This is a genomic window from uncultured Sphaerochaeta sp. (assembly GCF_963676625.2).
Taxonomy (GTDB): Bacteria; Spirochaetota; Spirochaetia; order Sphaerochaetales; family Sphaerochaetaceae; genus Sphaerochaeta.
Genome location: NZ_CAXXYB010000004.1, coordinates 172379 through 188374 on the forward strand (window position 1 = coordinate 172379; position 15996 = coordinate 188374).

Sequence of the window (15996 nt, forward strand, 5' to 3'; positions counted from 1 at the left end):
GAAACATAATTTTCTATATGCTCAGACCATGAATAACCTACACAACCTAGCCGTTTTTTGTGGAAGCAGCACCGGAAACAATCCTATATACGAACAGCAAGCAATACTTTTGGCCGAGAGCCTTTTTGCCCATCAGATCGGTTTGGTCTATGGAGGGGGAAATCGAGGACTCATGGGAACCATTGCTTCCACCTTACATAATCTGGGAGGTTCTGTAATAGGAGTCCTTCCCAAGGCCTTGGATCGAAGTGATGTCCGGACGAAAAAAGTGGAGGATACCCTCTTTGTAGTACCTACGATGCATGAGCGCAAGGCAAAGATGTATAGTCTCTCCGATGCTTTCGTCGCACTGCCCGGTGGAATCGGAACCTATGAGGAAATCTTCGAGGTATTCACCTGGCTACAACTCGGATACCATAACAAACCTGTGGCACTACTCAATGCCGGCGGATTCTATGATACCCTTATCAGCTTTCTGGAACATAGTTGCAAAGAAGGATTCATCCATGAGGATCATCTCAGGGCCTTGATAATCGAAGATGATCCTCAAAGGCTGATCAAACGCCTTTATGAGTTCCAACCACAGCTCAGCGATAAACTATCCTGATATCTTTTCCCTCCAAACCCATTGGAAAACAACGGTCCCGAGGTGTATGCTAGCAGTATGACCAAAAGGCATTATCGCTTCATCGAATTATTTTACATCGTAACAGGATCTTTCTTGACAGCTGCAGGAATTGCTCTATTTGCCACCCCTGCAAAAATTGCAAGTGGTGGAGTCAGTGGTATTGCAACCATCCTCTACCATACACTTGGATTTGATACAGGATTGGTTATCCTGGTACTCTCCGTACCATTATTTGTCCTTGGTGTAGTAATTTTTGGAAAAGAATTTGGTATTAAATCTCTTTCGGGAACAGTGCTTCTTTCCCTGTTTACCTCTCTCTTGAACCAAATATTTGGCTATGGAGGGGTATTGGACTATACCAATGTCCTTTCTGTATTGCTTTCTGCAATATTCGGAGGCGTAATCATGGGAATTGGTTGCGGACTGGTATTGAAAAGCGGAGCAAATACAGGAGGCACGGATATCGTTGCCCAGATCCTTGCCCGATTCACCCCACTCTCCCTTGGATCTTCGCTCTTTCTTGTCGATACAGTGATCATTGTAGCAAGTGGCTTTTTCTTTGGACTGGAAAGTGCACTCTATGCAACCATAACCCTATATATAATGGGTGCTGTCATAGACAAGGTAGTACTTTCCTTTGGAACCAGATCCGCGAAAACCGTATTCATCATCAGTGAAAAACGAGAAATAATCCAAAAAGCCATTCTGGAGCAACTAGGACATGGCGGTACAATACTTTCGGGCAGTGGAATGTTCACAGGAAGTGACCGTCCCGTTATCATGACGGTTGTCATGAATCACAAATTGGCTCAATTGACCAATATCGTCCACAAAACAGATAACAGGGCCTTTATGGTAGTCCAAGAAGCGTACCAAGTTCTCGGGGAAGGATTCACTCCCATCGAGGAGGCCGCTTGGGCAGGCCTCTCGGACGTAACACAGCAACAAGACAAAAACTAATCAATTGCTCCAGAGTTTTTCCGGGTAATATCCTTGTTCGGTTTTCTTGGCAAGTTCATCATGAACCAATTGACGGTCAGCACTATAGGTCATGCCAAACCAACTTTCCTGGGTTGTATAGAATCGAATTTTCCCTTCATGGTTAGTAACGATTCGACTCGCTCCATTAGGAAGAAAGCACTCAGTTTTCGCAGCGGTTATATTGTCCTTGAGGAATTCCTCCCAATAGGTACCGAAACTGTCAAAAGCCGCTGGTGTAAAACCAAAGAAATTCATCGACACCCATTCCTTGCCTGTCAGTTCAACATCCTGTCCATCGATATGGCTGATGACCTTATCTGCGACATACTCAATTTTTGTATTTTCACGCATGCTGACCAAGTAATTATCCTTGACTGTGCAGATTGCCCTGGATACCGAACCACTCTTGCTCATGGTATGATCAAGGACATACCCTACCATTGCGTGTTCCACACTTCCCTTGGTTACGGAACCAAGATGTTTGGAAAGAATGGAAAAAGCTTCCCTTCCATAGTAGTCATCCGCATTGATAACTGCAAAGGGTTCTTTTACTACATCTTTTGCGCACAGGACAGCATGGATAGTGCCCCAAGGCTTCTCACGATTCGCGGCAAGTTTGACCTGTTCTTTTGAAAGCAAGGTATCCTTTCCCTGGAATACATACTCCGCATTCATATTCTTCGCGATTCGATCGAACAAACGTTCACGAAAGTCGGTTTCGATATCCTTGCGAATAATAAAAACTACCTTGGAAAAACCACTCTTCATTGCATCGTAGACACCAAAGTCAAGGAGAGTTTCTCCATGAGCACCAACGGAGTCAATCTGCTTTACCCCTCCATATCGACTTCCCATCCCTGCTGCTAGAACTACAAGTGTAGGTTTCATATTACAATTCTCCCTTGCCTTATCAAAGGCATGTAAGTTTACAACGGCTAGAGTAAGGAAGTCAAACATCATCACAAGGAACCAATGACAAAACACATGGAAAAATCTTTTGCCATGCGATATGATGCCACCAAGGAGACTTGAGTGAATAATCTGGAATGGTATACAAAAGTAAAAGAATTTTGCCTTCTTTCTGAAACTTGCAAGCAATGCCCCTATTCCCTTTTGAACGAGGACAAGGAAGAGGCGCCCTTGCATTGTTTCAAGAATAAGGAAGCCTTGGAAGCCTTGAGCTCATGGCTTTGCTTACCATGTGAGTCTATAGCGGAAGGTGAACAGGAAAATGACCTCGAAGACAACCAATGGCTCAAGGATCTGATTAACAAACAATTCGAGGATGATGAATCCGATGACGACTTATTTCTTGAGGAAATATTGCATTAATTGACTTCGATACTTAACTGGATGGCAGAAGAATACCAACCACTGGAATAATCATCAGGAACAAAATCCGGAATTTCTGCAATGATCTCTCCGGTTTCATACACGATTTCCTCATTGTTGGCATACACCCCACGGACCCCAAGTTCCTTTTCCATTGCTTTATTTCCAACAACACTCACACCTCCGGTTATATTACTCGAAACCCGGACAGTAAATGGCAACTCACTCTTTTTCCCTTTATCGATGGGTTCCCCTCGGTCATGGGAAAAAGCAAATTGTTTCTCTGAACCTTTCTCACCTGGTTTGATATATAAATGAAACAAGGAATTGCTATTATTGGAAATCAAGACATACGTACCCACATTTATGGAAGTATTCCTATGTTCAGAAAGATTGAAATTCAAGGCTTCCTGATTTTGAACCACCGAAAAAACCTCTGATGTAGACATTCTACCCAGAAGGGCAATAGTGTCGACAGAAAGAGTTTCTGAGCCAAGAGGAACAAGAAGGCTGCTCAATACCATAATGGTCAGTAATATTTTTTTATGAACTCGCATATTATTCTCCCTACTGTATGCAAGCATACTCTCTGTAATAGAGTGTAATTACAGGCAAAACAAGTGTCAAGAGTTTCGTCGTAAATTACGATATTTCAACGAGTGTTAACAATACATTATTTACAACTTATTACACAAAAAGAATTAAATAGATTTAATCTAGTGTCATAGGAAGGGAAAACTATTTCCCTTGACACGAATACTCGCTTAGCCGTACCATTAAGCGATTTTGGGCCCGTAGCTCAGCTGGATAGAGCGTCTCCCTCCGGAGGAGAAGGTCGCGCGTTCGAATCGCACCGGGCTCAATAGCAAGGAATACCCCCTCAGGTTTCCTTGCTTTTTTTGGGTCAAATCATCATTCTCAAACGAATATCACGACTACTCGAGCCGAGCCGAAGTTCAAAACCACCCTCTCCCCTGACAAATTGCCGGGTCACGACATCATAATGGCTAAAGGCTTCTTCGGTAAGTAAAAATGAGACTTCTTTCGACTGACCAATCGCCAAGTTGATTTTTTCGAATTGCTTCAATTCCTGTTCAGGTCGGAATACGACAGGATGTTCTTCATGCACATACAATTGAACCGTTTCCTGCCCTTCAATCTTTCCTGTATTGGTAACTATCAAAGAAACAGCGACAGTACCATCACCACGCTTAATAACCTGCAAGCTTTCATATGAAAAGGAAGTAAAGGAAAGTCCATGACCAAAGGGAAAAGCTACCTCAAGGGCTTGGGTGTCAAATAGTCGATAGCCTACCAGGAGTTCTTCTGTATATGGCATATCCCAGACAGTTCTTTTTGCAGGATCACCTTGCCCTCCTTTTATTCGACTGATCCCAATCTTATCATAGTCTTGGACATAGGAAGCCACCGAGCGATAGTGTGAGAATGACCTTGCCATGGAAAAAGGAAGCTTTCCTGATGGATTGCAACGCCCAAAGAGAATATCTGCAAGAGCCTGGGAGGTACTTGATCCCAGATAGAAAGCATGCAAGACAGCTTTTGCCCCAGAAATCCACGAAGAGGTTTCCATATCCCCACCCCCATGCAAAATGACAACCAAATTGTCATTCAAGGATGCCACTTTGTGGATTTCGGTAATTTCTTCCTTGGAAAGAGCCCATTGCCTGTCATAGGACTCGCTTTCATATATGTTATCAAACCCTGTCGAAAAGACAACGGCATCACAAGACTTTACGCGCTCACGATACCTTGCCTGCCTCCACCAGTGTGTAGGAAGCAGGATCACTTCCACTTTTTCATCCAGCAAACGTTGGGCAAGGTTCACTGATTTTTCCAAGACCTGGATCATGGAAGACCCTCCTCCTGCCGGAACTTGGAAACTATTCCTTCCTCCTACGCAAAGGACCATTTCCTTTCGTTTTTTCAAGGGAAGCAAGGAATCCTGGTTTTTCAACAAAACCACTGACTCCCTTGCCAGTTCAAGGGCAACCTCTGCATGTTCCAAAGTCCCCACTGTTGCCTTTGGATCTACCATAGGTCGTGTAAACAGCCCGGCTTTCTCATAGGCAGAGAATATATGAATCAACTTCGCATCGATATCGGCCATCGAAATGGTACCTGCCTCCAGTTCCTTCTTCAAGGCATCAGGGGCAAACCACTTGGGACCGGGCATCTCAAGATCTACGCCATAGCGTACGGCTTTTTGTGTCGAGTACAAGGAATCCCAGTCGGAAATAACCAAGCCTTCGAAACCCCATTCCCCACGAAGTATCTCTCCTATAAGGTAGGGATGTTCACTGCAATAGGTTCCATTGACTGGGTTATAGCTTGTCATCAACCCCCAGGCTCCTGCCTCGATGGCTTTCTTGAATGCAGGAAGATATAGTTCCCGCAAAGTCCGTTCATCAACCACCGAATTGCATTTATGCCGGTCATATTCACTGTTATTACAGGCATAATGCTTTACTGTGGAAATAATCCCTTCAGATTGTAGGCCTTGGATGTAGCTTGCAGCCATTGTACCTGCAAGATAGGGATCTTCCCCACAATATTCAAAATTTCTTCCTCCGGTAGGGACTCTGGCGATATTGACCCCAGGTCCCAAAAGAATACCAATGCCAAGAGCCCGGCACTCTTCACCAATAGTCTTCCCCACCTTCTTTATAAGGTCACTGTCAAACGAGGCAGCCATTGCAATGGTCGCAGGAAAATCCGTTACCCTCTTTTTCCAACCCCGCAATCCCATTGTTGCATCGCTGGTCCAAACAGGTTTCAGTCCTATACGTTCAACTCCAGGAATGCAAAATTCTTCCGTTCCACTTAGCAACGATAGTTTTTCTTCCTGGGTAAGAGCCTGGAGAATACGTAAGGGCAAGGACTTTTCATCCTCCTTGGACAAAATCAAGGACATGGACTCGGTATCGGAAAGTGGCTCCCGGGGAGCCATCATTTTTATCATTTTTCGTTGGATTATTTTTTTCAGGAACAGTTCAAACCTTTGCATCGGGAACTCCTTGGGTATAGTCCCTACATTATATCATGTGAACACTTGCCTATGCAGGGAAAAAATCGTTACTCTAGATACATGAGCATACGAGTACTCTTCCTAGGTGAGATTGTCGGGAAACCTGGCATAGCCACCGTAAAAGGTGCGCTGAAAAAATTGCGCGAAGATAAACAGATTGACCTGGTCCTGGCAAACGGAGAAGGGGCTACCGGAGGCTTTGGTCTCGGGCGAGCCCATGCCATGCAATTATTCAAGCTAGGTATTGATATTCTCACAGGTGGAGAAAAGATTTACTTCAAGAAAGACATGGTGGAGTTCATTGGCAAGAACCCAAGCATCCTTCGCCCCGCAAACTATCCCCAACAGAATCCCGGTCATGGTGTCAGATATCTGATAGTCAAGGACCAGAAAGTTTGCATCATCAACCTGCTGGGAAATGCAGATTTTCCCAGGACCCATCTGGGCAATTCCTTTTCTTTGGCCCAGATGTTGGTGGACAAGGCCAGGGAAGACAACCAGATAGTATTGGTCCAATATCATGCCTCGACCACTGCTGAAAAAGCCACCATGGGTTTCATGCTGGACGGAAAAGCCTCTGCGGTAATAGGAACCCATACGAAGATTCTCAGTGGCGATGCGCGAATCCTTGAACATCATTGTGCCTATATCACCGACAACGGAAGGTGTGGAAGCCAAACAAGTGTCGGGGGGTTTCTCAGTGAGACGGAAATAAAAAAATACATCTCCCAGATTCCTGCACGGTCAAACGAATGCTGGGATGATCTGGAACTCGTCGGAGTGCTCGTCGATATCGAGAACGACGGAAAGGCAACAAGTATCGAAACAATTAGGATAGCAGTCGACACACCGACTCGCCAGGAGGAATAGTATGTATGAACAGGTAACCATTACCAAAGTCATAAACAAGGATACCATTCAGGTTTCATGTTCCAGCAGCGCTTGCAATGGTTGCAAGGGCGAAACTTTTTGCAACAAGAAAGGAAAGGATTTCGAAGCCAATAATAAACAAGAGCTTGATCTGAAACCAGGAATGACAGTTGAATTATTTCTTAAACCTTCCAGAACCATTGCAGGGACGATGATCACCCTGATATTTCCTCTGGCTCTTTTCCCCGTTGGGTATTACCTCGGATCTTTTCTCACCCATTCCGAGACAATGGGTCTTATTGCAGGCCTATTGGGAATAGGGATTGGCTTTTTGAGTGCCTGGGCATATTTTACGGCAAAAAAAAGCAAGTATCTTCCACAGGTAGACCATATCGTAGACGAAATCGACGAAACGTGAACAAAGTTCCTTCTCTCAATACGAGATTGTCGAAAGCCAAAATGACAGGTATACTTACAACCATGTTCAATCGAGGTATTCTTGGCATGGTTCTTGCTATCACTCTTTTAGTCTCCTGCTCTGCTGAGCAAGGAGTTCCAAAAAACGAGCAAATGAAGGAACAACCAGATATCCAGCTCTCCAACGCAACGTACACAATTGGAAGGGATACGGAAAACCCCATCACCATACAGGCTTCTTCCATCTCCCTATACCTGAAGACCAACAAGGCCTTGTTGGAAGACATCACCTTCGAACAGCAAGACCAGCAAGACCAAGTGGACCTTACGGGCTCAGCCCAGAAAGCAACGGTAGATACCGAAAATTATGACGTACAACTGCAAGGAAGCATCAAGATCAGCAAAAAAACGGAAAATTTTACCATTGAAGCAGAAAATCTTAGCTGGACCAATGATAGCCAACTATTGCAAAGTGACGAGCAGTCTCCTGTATACGTTTCCTTCAACGATGGGGATACAATTTCAGGAACGGGTTTTTCAGGAAACCTGAAGGAAGGAATCTATGAATTCTCTTCCATAGAAAAGGGAGTCCTTGGCAAATGAAAAGGTATTTGACACTATGCCTCCTGCTTACCTTGGCAATGCTTCCCCTCTTTTGTGAGGACATTACCTTTTCCGGTGGCTATACCCGTATGAAAATGCAAGAGGAAAACAAAGTAATAACCCTTGGTAACAAGGCAACCGTAACAGTGGGTTCCCTCACACTCAAAGCAGACAACATTGAGCTTTCAGGAAAAGACTTTTCCATTATCGATTGCACTGGTTCCGTCTCGGTAACCGACTCCGAAAAAGGATTTTCCCTCGTTTCCAAGAACCTGCACTATGACAGAATAGAAAACAAACTCATCGTAGATAGCTGGGTTGAATTGCAAGATGCCACCAATGCCCTGGCTGCATCTGCAGGCTGGCTTGAATTTGACATGGGCAAAGGATCCATTCTCTTGCAAATCCATGCAAGACTTTTCCATGACACCAGTGAGGGACCAATGGTTTGCAAATCCGATATGGTTCGTCTGGATAGAGAGGGACAAACCCTGGTACTTACAGGCAATGCCACCATAGATTGGAAAAACGATGCCTATGAAGCCCAGGTAATACAAGTCAACCTGGAAACCAAGGAAATCAAGATGGATGGGTCAATCAAGGGGACAGTTCATGGCTAATCATTACAACAGCATCCTCGAGATACAACATCTGGCAAAATCCTACGGAAAAAAAGACGTGGTCAAGGATATTTCCTTTTCCATGGAAGCAGGAGAAATCATTGGGCTGTTAGGGCCAAACGGTGCAGGAAAAACTACAACCTTTTTTATGATTGTCGGGTTTCTGAAAGCAAAGAGAGGAAAAATTTTGCTCAACGGTGAAGATTTGACAGACCTCCCTATGTTCATTCGCTCTCAAAAAGGACTCTCCTACCTACCCCAAGAACCCTCTATTTTCAGGAAGCTGACCGTAGAGGAAAATATCCGTCTTGTCGTGGAAACCAGAAAAGACCTGTCAAAACAGGAACAAAAAGAGTTGGTCGAGCAGCTTCTCCAGGAATTTGGCATAGAAGCCCTGAGAAAACAAAGAGGCTATACCCTGAGCGGAGGGGAAAGGCGCCGAACGGAAATTGCCCGGGCACTGGGTTGCAATCCAAAATTTCTGTTGCTTGATGAACCTTTTGCAGGAATTGACCCAAAGGCAGTATACGAAATCAAACTACTGATCAAAACACTTGCAAGAAAAGGTATAGGAATCCTGCTTACCGACCACAATGTAAGAGATACTCTTTCGATTACCTCTTGTTCACATATCATAAGCGAAGGCTCCATCCTGGTCTCAGGGGGAAAAAAGGAATTGCTTGCCAATGTAATTGCCAAGGAAATCTATTTTGGTGAAGATTTTGGGGAGGATTTCTAATGGGCATGTCAACTTCGCTTTCCCTTAGCCAGAAACAGCAGCTGAAACTCAGTCCCCAGCTACTTCAATCCTTTGAATTGATGACATTGCCTCTTGCAGAACTCCAAGAAAAAATCAAGACGGAAATTGAGGCAAACCCAGCTTTGGAACTTCCCGGAATGGGAGAATTATCCTACGAAAAGTATGCTGAGACTGCCAGTCAACAAGAAAAAAAGAGCCAGGAAGAACCGTATTCCGATTCATCCAGCTATGGAAGCGACCTTGGAAGAGGCAACGACCCAGGAAGTGGCAGCTATGATGCAGAAGCTTCTGACCGTCAGCAAAAATTCTTGGAAAATGCCCTGAGTACCGAGGAGACCTTGCAGGAAAGTCTTCTCAGCCAACTTGGATGCGAACATTTGACCACCGCAGAATATGAAGTAGGTGAAATCCTCATAACCGATTTGGATGCCAATGGCTTTTTTCGACAAACTCCCGAAAGTCTGCTCAAGATAGAACAATTGCCGCATATGAAAAAACTGATCAAAGTAATCCAGGGATTTGAACCGATAGGAGTCGGAGCCAAGGATTGGAGAGAATCCTTGGTTCTTCAGGCAAAGAACAAAGGCCTCAATGAGCAGGATATGGCCGTCTTCACTCCCTTGGTATATGAAAAGCTGGAATTGATGCGCGCCAACAAGGAACAAGTTGTTGCAAAACAACTGGGAATTGATATGGAGCAATTGGATAGCCTCTATGGCTTTCTGAAAACCCTGACACCGTATCCAGGACAATCCTTTGCAAATGGACCCCAGAATTATATCATTCCGGATCTTTCAATTCATCAAATCGAGGGAAATCTGGTAATGAAACTGAACGACTCCTCACTTCCCGAGCTTACCATCAATCCTGAATTCGCTTCCCTGGCACAGGATCTCGGTGAATCCGAGGAGGCGAAAAAGGCCCAAAGCTATATCAACCATCATATCAAGGACGCCAATGACTTGATTTTCCAGGTCAAGGTACGCAACCAAACTCTTTATAAGGTTGGCGAAGTGTTGCTCGATTACCAGAAAGAATTTTTCTATAATGGACCACAGTACATCAGGCCTCTTACCCAAAAGACGGTTGCTGACATCATAGGGGTCCATGAGACAACCATCAGCCGCATTTCCACGGCCAAATGGCTTGATACAGATTGGGGCATCATTCCGGTAAAAAAACTTTTCAGCAACTCAGTCGGTGATGAAGGTGAAGAAATTTCCAAGAATGCTGCCAAGGAAACAATTCGGCAAATCATCGAGGAATATCAAGGGAAAAAGGCTTTGTCAGACCAGAAGATCTCAGACTTGCTAAAAGAACGGGGAATTTCCGTAGCACGAAGAACAGTCGCAAAATACAGGAATGAGCTGAATATCGACCCATCTTTCGTACGTGGCACCAATTGACAAAATAGAAAAGTAGCCTTTATATCAGTCCATAGGAAACGGGGTGCTTTCGCACCCCGCTTGTCTTATTGGATATTTATCAATGTTTCTTTATCAGTGTTCCTTAATTTTACCTTTCTCCTTCCGGACAGTAGCTTCGATCTTGTCTGATATCAGTTCAATACCTTCAAAAAGCTCATAGCAATCATAGCTAACCATCTTGATGGTTCCCCATGTGAAATGAAGCTTGGCATCTAAATGATACCCTTGTCCTTCGGTCTCCCGTGTGATTACGATGTCCAGATCCTGAAGATACTCATCTGCGAAATGTATCTTTTCCAATTTCTTGTCCAGGAATGCACGTGTCTCGTCACTCGGATTGTAACGGATGCCTCTGACTGTTAAATTCATAAGCCCTCCAATGACTATAGTCGTATCTAAAAGATAAGACTTGAAATTGGATACGTCAATGGACAAATGCAAATCGAAAGAGGCTTGCGGAACAAGAGTAACAATTGTATAGTAGAATCGAAACAAGGTATGCTTTTTTAAAAGGAGCCAGTGATGTCCGATTTTACCGTCCTAGATCTCTTGGACCTGGATTTGAAAGAACATAACCATCTCAGCCTGAATTGCATCGGGGGCAGGGCTGGTCTCTCCAGGAAAATAACTACCAGCAAGATAAGCCGTCCTGGTTTACCCCTCAGTGGATTCTTCGAAGAATTCAGCAACAACAGCATCCAAGTATTCGGAAGAGGCGAACAAGTATACCTCTCCAAGCTTGAACGGGAAAAAAGCCTTTCGAGCATAGAACACCTTTTCAGTTATGATATCCCTTGTTGCGTATTCTGCGACGATGGTTCCCCGAATGATAGTTTTCTTGAATTGGCCGAGCAATCGGGAACAGCCGTACTCAAGACCCCGCTGATATCCTCAGATTTCTCCCGTCGTCTCTATCAGACTCTTGATGAAGTATTTGCCCCGACCCAGACTATCCACGGGGTTCTTGTGGAAGTGTATGGCATAGGGGTGCTCATTACCGGAGAAAGCGGAGTTGGAAAAAGTGAAACCGCCTTGGAACTGATAGAACGTGGTCATCGGTTGATCAGCGACGATACGGTCAGGCTGAGAAATATCAGTGACAACTATCTTATTGGCATGGGTGAAAACCCCTTGCTTGCCCATCATATGGAAATCAGGGGGCTGGGGATCATAAATTTGGCCAACCTCTTTGGTGTTGGGGCCATCAGGGATCGTAAACAGGTCCAATTGGCCGTGCATCTTGAAGAGTGGGAAGCAGACAAGAACTATGATCGAGTCGGGGAAAGCAGCCTCAATGATACATATCTGGGCATATCCATCCCGATGGTGGTAATTCCGGTAAAACCAGGCAGGAATATTCCGGTAATCATCGAAACCGCCGCCCGTAATGAGAGGTTGAAGAAATTAGGCTATTACTCTGCCAAGGAATTTGATCAAAGTGTGCTCAAATGGTTGGAAAGTGAGTCAGCAAGAAAAATGTATTACATCAATGAGGAGACACTTTAATGGTAGATAGGGAATTGACTGTCTGCAACCGTGCTGGCATCCATGCCAGGCCAGCAGCAAATATCGTAAAGGTAGCCAATAAATTCAAGAGTGAATTATTTTTGGAAAAAGAGACCATGAAGATCAATGGAAAATCCATTATGGGCATCATCACCTTGGGGGCTACCTACCAAAGCAAGCTGACCATGATTTGCGAGGGTCCGGACGAAGAAGAATTGGCCGATGCCATACAGGCATTGTTCAAGAACAGATTTGAGGAGTAATACATGCGAGAACTTACGGATCGACAAAAAGAAGTAGCTTCCTTTATCAGCAAGTTCATCCGAAACAACAATTATGCACCTTCGGTAAGGGATATAGCAGAACACTTCGGTTTTTCCGTAAAAGCCGCCCATGATCATCTCAAGGCCTTGGAAGCAAAAAACGTCATCAAGACTACCGATGGCATTTCCCGTTCCATCGAAATTATCGGAGAGGACTATTCTCCCAGGGCCGAAATGATCGATATCCCCGTCATGGGTACCATCGCCGCAGGGTTACCCTTGATGAGTGAACAAAATACGGAATATCTTCTGAATCTCCCAACCAGCATGCTTCCCAACAACGCCCATTCGACGTTTTTTGCCTTGAAAGTCAGAGGGGACAGCATGATCGAGGAGGGTATCTTTGATGGTGATATTGCCGTTCTCAAAAAATGCGAGACAGCAGATAGCGGGGATATCGTTGCAGCCTCGGTAGGTGAAGATGAACAAGGAATAACTCTCAAAGGGTACTACCCTTCCAACGGAAATATTGAATTGAGGCCTGCGAACTCTTCCATGGGCCCGATCATCACCCGATCCTGCAGGGTGTTCGGCAAGCTTTCCCTGATTATAAGAAACTACGCATGATAGAAGCTTCATACCTCTTGCTCGGACCGGAAACGGGAGAAAAGGAACTGCGACTCAAGGAAATACGAAACGAACTGAGAAAGCAAATCGGGTCAGAACCTGAATTGCATCGTTTCTATCCCTTTGAAACAGAGAATGGGGAAATCTTTGCAGCCCTGGACAACAATTCGCTATTTGCGGATTATCGTCTGGTTCTGCTCAGCCAGGCGGAAAACCTGAGTACTTCCCTGGCAACTTCCCTAGCCCAATATCTGGCCCACCCCAGTACTTCGGCGACTTTGATAATCATATCCAGCGAGAATTCTGTTTCTCCTAAGATAATGAAAGCGGTCTCCCGTGAGAACACCAAGGTTTTCTATGAATTATTTGATAACCAGAAAGCCGATTGGGTACGGGATTTCTTCCGTCGTTATGGACAGACCATAACCTCCGATGCCATTGACTTGCTGTTGGATTTGGTTGAAAACAATACCCAGGAGTTGAGGACCACATGTACGCAACTTGCCTTATTCTGGCAATCCGGTGAAAAAAAGAATGCCATAGGGGCAGATGACGTTGAAGCCTATATCCACCATAGCAGACAAGAAGATGCGTTTACCCTTTTTCCGGAAATTGCCAAGGGAACGCTCAAACAAGCCATCGACACCCTGCATAGCATCCTGGGAAGTGGCGACAGCGGGGCTCCAATCCTATTGGTATCGGGCTTGCTCTGGCAATTCAGGAGACTTTTGTCCATTGAAGAGGCCCTAGCCTCAGGATCCAGTGAATATGAGGCTTTCAGCAGCGCAAATGTGTTGGGCAAAGCTTCTTCGATTCGGAACCCAAAAGACAAGACAACCTACCATATCGCCTTGGCAACATACGATATACGGCAATGCAGGAATATCATTGCAACCCTTGCCGATGCAGATCTGGCCAGCAAGGAAGCTGGAAACGACATGGTGGAATTGGTCCTGGAACAAATGCTCTACAAAATCATTGTCAAGAAAGGCGAGCAAACCAAGGGAATACCCTTTGCCTCCTTTCCTACAGCGTAAGAGCTTTCAGCAACCGCTGGGCAACCACTAGCGGGATATTTCCTTCATCTGCAAGTTCCTTGTCAGTCTTCTTGAGCATTTCATCCATGCTTCCAAACGTCTTCATAAGCTCTTGGCTTCGTTTCTTTCCTATTCCCTCTACAGATTCCAAGAGCTTGAAGGAAGCCTCGTGGCTTCTCATGGCCTGATTCGCATTGGTGGCAAACCGGTGGCATTCATCCCTGACAGCAATCAATAATCGTAGCTCTTCGCTCTGTTCTGGAAGCAAGAGAGCCGGTCTGCCGTCATCAAAGACGATTTCCTCGACATCCTTGGCCAATCCAATGACAGGAATATCAAATAGGGAAAGGTCATCCAGGACTTCCCGTACGGCATTGACTTGTCCCTTGCCTCCATCAATGAGTATAAGGTCCGGCCTCTCAAGATTTTCGTTGAGTATCTTGGTATATCGGCGGGCAACAGCTTCCCTCATCGATTCATAGTCGTCAATCTTTCCTTCGAGGGTCCTCATGTTATACCTTCGATAGTTTGGTTTGTCAGGATTACCGTTACGAAAGGAGATGAGCGAGGCCACGGTATATTTACCGGATAACTGGGCAATATCGAAGCCCTCGATCAAGGAAGGAGGATTTTCCAGGCCAAGGGCGCTGGCAAGTAATTCCAAGGCAGGGGTATTGTCCCTACCCTTAAGCCGCTTTTCTACGTCACGGGAGGCATTTTCACTGGCCATCCGCAAGATTCTGTAATGCTTGCCATCGATAGGGACCGAAACATCAAGCTTGCCACCCAGTTGCTCTGCAAAATATCTCCTGATCAACTCGACATCGATTTCATGGGATACATACAAAAATTGGGGAAGTTTAAGACCATCTGCATAATATTGGACGAGAAAGTTCAACAAAGTCTCGGTCTCGTCGCCTAGAGTCTCTGCCCGATACAGGGCACGGCCTATCAATCGGCCTGACCTCATTTGCATGAGCGATATGGTACAAAGGGGACCTCGCATTTCGATGGAAGCATAGTCCCGGCTCTCTTGGACAAAATCCTCGACTTGCTGTTCTGTGGATATTACCCGAATTGCATTGAGCAAATCACGTTTGCCAGCGGCCTCCTCAAATTTCAGCTCCTTGCTTGCCGCCTGCATCTGCACCGTGAGGTCCTTGATCAGCTGTTCATTATGCCCTTCCAACAAATTCTTGACCGCAATTATGGCTGTATTGTATTCCTCTTGGGAAACCATCCCTGCGCAAGGTCCCGAACAAAGCCCTATATGATAATAAAGACAAGGCTTTTCCCTTTTTCGCAAGGGGATGCCACATCGCCTGAGCGGAAAGATTTTCTTGATCAGGTCCAGGCACATTTCAAGCTTGCCAGCATCGGGAAAGGGACCAAAATAGGATGATCCATCATTGATGATTCTCCGAGTCTTGAACACCTTGGGAAAGGGTTCGGCCGTGATACGAATCATCGGATAACTTTTGCCGTCCTTGAGGGAAATATTATAATGGGGGGAATACTTCTTGATAAGATTGTTCTCAAGTACCAGAGCCTCGTATTCATTTCCGGTAATGATATGTTCTATGCGAACGATTTTTTTGACCAAAGCCGCTGTCTTTGCATTCCTGTTGGCAAGGAAGTAACTGGTAACACGTTTACGTAAATCCTTGGCCTTGCCGACATAAATAATCGTATCGGCCTTGTCACGCATAAGATAGACACCACTGGAATGGGGTAATTCCTTGGCTTGGTCTGAAGGTGGAGTTGTTTCCATGACAATGCTCCCAAAGCTTTCCACTTCGGCTTCACTCTCATAGGTTGCCATCTCTTTCTTTTTCATACTGCTAAGAATACCTATACAGCCTTGTTTTGGCAATCGAGA

The 15996-nt window shown here is 45.2% G+C and carries 18 protein-coding genes and 1 tRNA gene; 14 read left to right on the forward strand and 5 right to left on the reverse strand.

The window, feature by feature from the left end; genetic code table 11:
- The first annotated feature begins 28 nt into the window (after positions 1 to 28).
- On the forward strand, positions 29 to 607 hold the full coding sequence (locus ACHZBG_RS03935) for a TIGR00730 family Rossman fold protein (RefSeq protein WP_320128142.1): 579 nt from the start codon (positions 29 to 31) through the stop codon (positions 605 to 607).
- 57 nt (positions 608 to 664) lie between these two features.
- The gene (locus ACHZBG_RS03940) at positions 665 to 1588 is read left to right on the forward strand and encodes a YitT family protein (RefSeq protein WP_320128143.1); all 924 of its coding nucleotides are present in this window, start codon (positions 665 to 667) and stop codon (positions 1586 to 1588) included.
- Here ACHZBG_RS03940 and ACHZBG_RS03945 read toward each other — a convergent pair whose 3' ends face one another.
- Complete coding sequence (locus tag ACHZBG_RS03945; protein WP_320128144.1) at positions 1589 to 2497, reverse strand: sugar phosphate nucleotidyltransferase; 909 nt, start codon at positions 2495 to 2497, stop codon at positions 1589 to 1591.
- Between the two features lie 144 nt (positions 2498 to 2641).
- Between ACHZBG_RS03945 and ACHZBG_RS03950 the strand changes: the two genes are divergently transcribed.
- On the forward strand, positions 2642 to 2941 hold the full coding sequence (locus ACHZBG_RS03950; RefSeq protein ID WP_320128145.1) for a hypothetical protein: 300 nt from the start codon (positions 2642 to 2644) through the stop codon (positions 2939 to 2941).
- On the opposite strand, the gene ACHZBG_RS03955 is transcribed toward ACHZBG_RS03950, so the two are convergent.
- On the reverse strand, positions 2938 to 3498 hold the full coding sequence (locus ACHZBG_RS03955; RefSeq protein WP_320128146.1) for a hypothetical protein: 561 nt from the start codon (positions 3496 to 3498) through the stop codon (positions 2938 to 2940). The genes ACHZBG_RS03950 and ACHZBG_RS03955 overlap by 4 nt on opposite strands.
- Before the next feature lie 231 nt (positions 3499 to 3729).
- On the opposite strand from ACHZBG_RS03955, the gene ACHZBG_RS03960 reads away from it, so the two are divergent.
- Positions 3730 to 3803, forward strand: a tRNA-Arg gene (locus tag ACHZBG_RS03960).
- A gap of 42 nt (positions 3804 to 3845) precedes the next feature.
- Here ACHZBG_RS03960 and ACHZBG_RS03965 read toward each other — a convergent pair.
- Positions 3846 to 5966 carry a glycoside hydrolase family 3 N-terminal domain-containing protein gene (locus ACHZBG_RS03965; protein ID WP_320128147.1) on the reverse strand — a complete coding sequence of 707 codons (2121 nt, stop codon included), beginning with the start codon at positions 5964 to 5966 and terminating at the stop codon, positions 3846 to 3848.
- 81 nt (positions 5967 to 6047) lie between these two features.
- Here ACHZBG_RS03965 and ACHZBG_RS03970 point away from each other — a divergent pair, with 81 nt between their 5' ends.
- The 6 genes from ACHZBG_RS03970 to rpoN all read left to right on the forward strand — a co-directional run bounded on the left by ACHZBG_RS03970 (position 6048) and on the right by rpoN (position 10663).
- Entirely contained in the window at positions 6048 to 6857 is an 810-nt protein-coding gene (locus ACHZBG_RS03970; RefSeq protein WP_320128148.1) for a TIGR00282 family metallophosphoesterase, read from the forward strand.
- A 1-nt stretch (position 6858) separates the two neighbouring features.
- On the forward strand, positions 6859 to 7275 hold the full coding sequence (locus ACHZBG_RS03975) for a SoxR reducing system RseC family protein (RefSeq protein WP_320128149.1): 417 nt from the start codon (positions 6859 to 6861) through the stop codon (positions 7273 to 7275).
- A gap of 62 nt (positions 7276 to 7337) precedes the next feature.
- The gene (gene lptC / locus ACHZBG_RS03980) at positions 7338 to 7877 is read left to right on the forward strand and encodes an LPS export ABC transporter periplasmic protein LptC (RefSeq protein WP_320128150.1); all 540 of its coding nucleotides are present in this window, start codon (positions 7338 to 7340) and stop codon (positions 7875 to 7877) included.
- Entirely contained in the window at positions 7874 to 8497 is a 624-nt protein-coding gene (locus ACHZBG_RS03985) for an LptA/OstA family protein (protein ID WP_320128151.1), read from the forward strand. The genes lptC and ACHZBG_RS03985 overlap by 4 nt, the downstream gene beginning before the upstream one ends.
- Complete coding sequence (gene lptB, locus ACHZBG_RS03990; protein ID WP_320128152.1) at positions 8490 to 9236, forward strand: LPS export ABC transporter ATP-binding protein; 747 nt, start codon at positions 8490 to 8492, stop codon at positions 9234 to 9236. The genes ACHZBG_RS03985 and lptB overlap by 8 nt, the downstream gene beginning before the upstream one ends.
- Positions 9236 to 10663, forward strand: coding sequence for an RNA polymerase factor sigma-54 (rpoN, locus tag ACHZBG_RS03995; RefSeq protein WP_320128153.1), 1428 nt, complete (start codon positions 9236 to 9238; stop codon positions 10661 to 10663). Before lptB ends, rpoN begins: the two co-directional genes overlap by 1 nt.
- A 93-nt stretch (positions 10664 to 10756) precedes the next feature.
- Here rpoN and ACHZBG_RS04000 read toward each other — a convergent pair whose 3' ends face one another.
- Positions 10757 to 11053 (reverse strand): HPF/RaiA family ribosome-associated protein, encoded by a 297-nt coding sequence (locus ACHZBG_RS04000; RefSeq protein ID WP_320128154.1) that lies wholly within the window; start codon positions 11051 to 11053, stop codon positions 10757 to 10759.
- A 153-nt stretch (positions 11054 to 11206) separates the two neighbouring features.
- On the opposite strand from ACHZBG_RS04000, the gene hprK reads away from it, so the two are divergent.
- Genes hprK through holA form a run of 4 tightly spaced genes read left to right on the forward strand, consistent with a single transcriptional unit; the run spans position 11207 to position 14117 of the window.
- Positions 11207 to 12190: an HPr(Ser) kinase/phosphatase gene (gene hprK / locus ACHZBG_RS04005; protein ID WP_320128155.1), complete on the forward strand. Its 984-nt coding sequence runs from the start codon at positions 11207 to 11209 to the stop codon at positions 12188 to 12190.
- On the forward strand, positions 12190 to 12453 hold the full coding sequence (locus ACHZBG_RS04010; RefSeq protein ID WP_320128156.1) for an HPr family phosphocarrier protein: 264 nt from the start codon (positions 12190 to 12192) through the stop codon (positions 12451 to 12453). The genes hprK and ACHZBG_RS04010 overlap by 1 nt, the downstream gene beginning before the upstream one ends.
- Before the next feature lie 3 nt (positions 12454 to 12456).
- Positions 12457 to 13080, forward strand: coding sequence for a transcriptional repressor LexA (lexA, locus tag ACHZBG_RS04015; protein WP_320128157.1), 624 nt, complete (start codon positions 12457 to 12459; stop codon positions 13078 to 13080).
- Positions 13077 to 14117 (forward strand): DNA polymerase III subunit delta, encoded by a 1041-nt coding sequence (holA, locus tag ACHZBG_RS04020; RefSeq protein ID WP_320128158.1) that lies wholly within the window; start codon positions 13077 to 13079, stop codon positions 14115 to 14117. Before lexA ends, holA begins: the two co-directional genes overlap by 4 nt.
- Here the strand turns inward: holA and uvrC are convergent.
- Complete coding sequence (gene uvrC / locus ACHZBG_RS04025) at positions 14107 to 15954, reverse strand: excinuclease ABC subunit UvrC (RefSeq protein ID WP_320128159.1); 1848 nt, start codon at positions 15952 to 15954, stop codon at positions 14107 to 14109. The genes holA and uvrC overlap by 11 nt on opposite strands.
- Positions 15955 to 15996 lie beyond the last annotated feature (42 nt).

What these genes read in the sequence shown, in the direction of transcription:
- ACHZBG_RS03935 (WP_320128142.1), top strand. Translation starts at nt 29, where the DNA reads ATGAATAACCTACACAACCTAGCCGTTTTTTGTGGAAGCAGCACCGGA.
- ACHZBG_RS03940 (WP_320128143.1), top strand. Translation starts at nt 665, where the DNA reads ATGACCAAAAGGCATTATCGCTTCATCGAATTATTTTACATCGTAACA.
- ACHZBG_RS03945 (WP_320128144.1), bottom strand. Translation starts at nt 2,497, where the DNA reads ATGAAACCTACACTTGTAGTTCTAGCAGCAGGGATGGGAAGTCGATAT.
- ACHZBG_RS03955 (WP_320128146.1), bottom strand. Translation starts at nt 3,498, where the DNA reads ATGCGAGTTCATAAAAAAATATTACTGACCATTATGGTATTGAGCAGC.
- ACHZBG_RS03965 (WP_320128147.1), bottom strand. Translation starts at nt 5,966, where the DNA reads ATGCAAAGGTTTGAACTGTTCCTGAAAAAAATAATCCAACGAAAAATG.
- ACHZBG_RS03970 (WP_320128148.1), top strand. Translation starts at nt 6,048, where the DNA reads ATGAGCATACGAGTACTCTTCCTAGGTGAGATTGTCGGGAAACCTGGC.
- ACHZBG_RS03975 (WP_320128149.1), top strand. Translation starts at nt 6,859, where the DNA reads ATGTATGAACAGGTAACCATTACCAAAGTCATAAACAAGGATACCATT.
- lptC (WP_320128150.1), top strand. Translation starts at nt 7,338, where the DNA reads ATGTTCAATCGAGGTATTCTTGGCATGGTTCTTGCTATCACTCTTTTA.
- ACHZBG_RS03985 (WP_320128151.1), top strand. Translation starts at nt 7,874, where the DNA reads ATGAAAAGGTATTTGACACTATGCCTCCTGCTTACCTTGGCAATGCTT.
- lptB (WP_320128152.1), top strand. Translation starts at nt 8,490, where the DNA reads ATGGCTAATCATTACAACAGCATCCTCGAGATACAACATCTGGCAAAA.
- rpoN (WP_320128153.1), top strand. Translation starts at nt 9,236, where the DNA reads ATGGGCATGTCAACTTCGCTTTCCCTTAGCCAGAAACAGCAGCTGAAA.
- ACHZBG_RS04000 (WP_320128154.1), bottom strand. Translation starts at nt 11,053, where the DNA reads ATGAATTTAACAGTCAGAGGCATCCGTTACAATCCGAGTGACGAGACA.
- hprK (WP_320128155.1), top strand. Translation starts at nt 11,207, where the DNA reads ATGTCCGATTTTACCGTCCTAGATCTCTTGGACCTGGATTTGAAAGAA.
- ACHZBG_RS04010 (WP_320128156.1), top strand. Translation starts at nt 12,190, where the DNA reads ATGGTAGATAGGGAATTGACTGTCTGCAACCGTGCTGGCATCCATGCC.
- lexA (WP_320128157.1), top strand. Translation starts at nt 12,457, where the DNA reads ATGCGAGAACTTACGGATCGACAAAAAGAAGTAGCTTCCTTTATCAGC.
- holA (WP_320128158.1), top strand. Translation starts at nt 13,077, where the DNA reads ATGATAGAAGCTTCATACCTCTTGCTCGGACCGGAAACGGGAGAAAAG.
- uvrC (WP_320128159.1), bottom strand. Translation starts at nt 15,954, where the DNA reads ATGAAAAAGAAAGAGATGGCAACCTATGAGAGTGAAGCCGAAGTGGAA.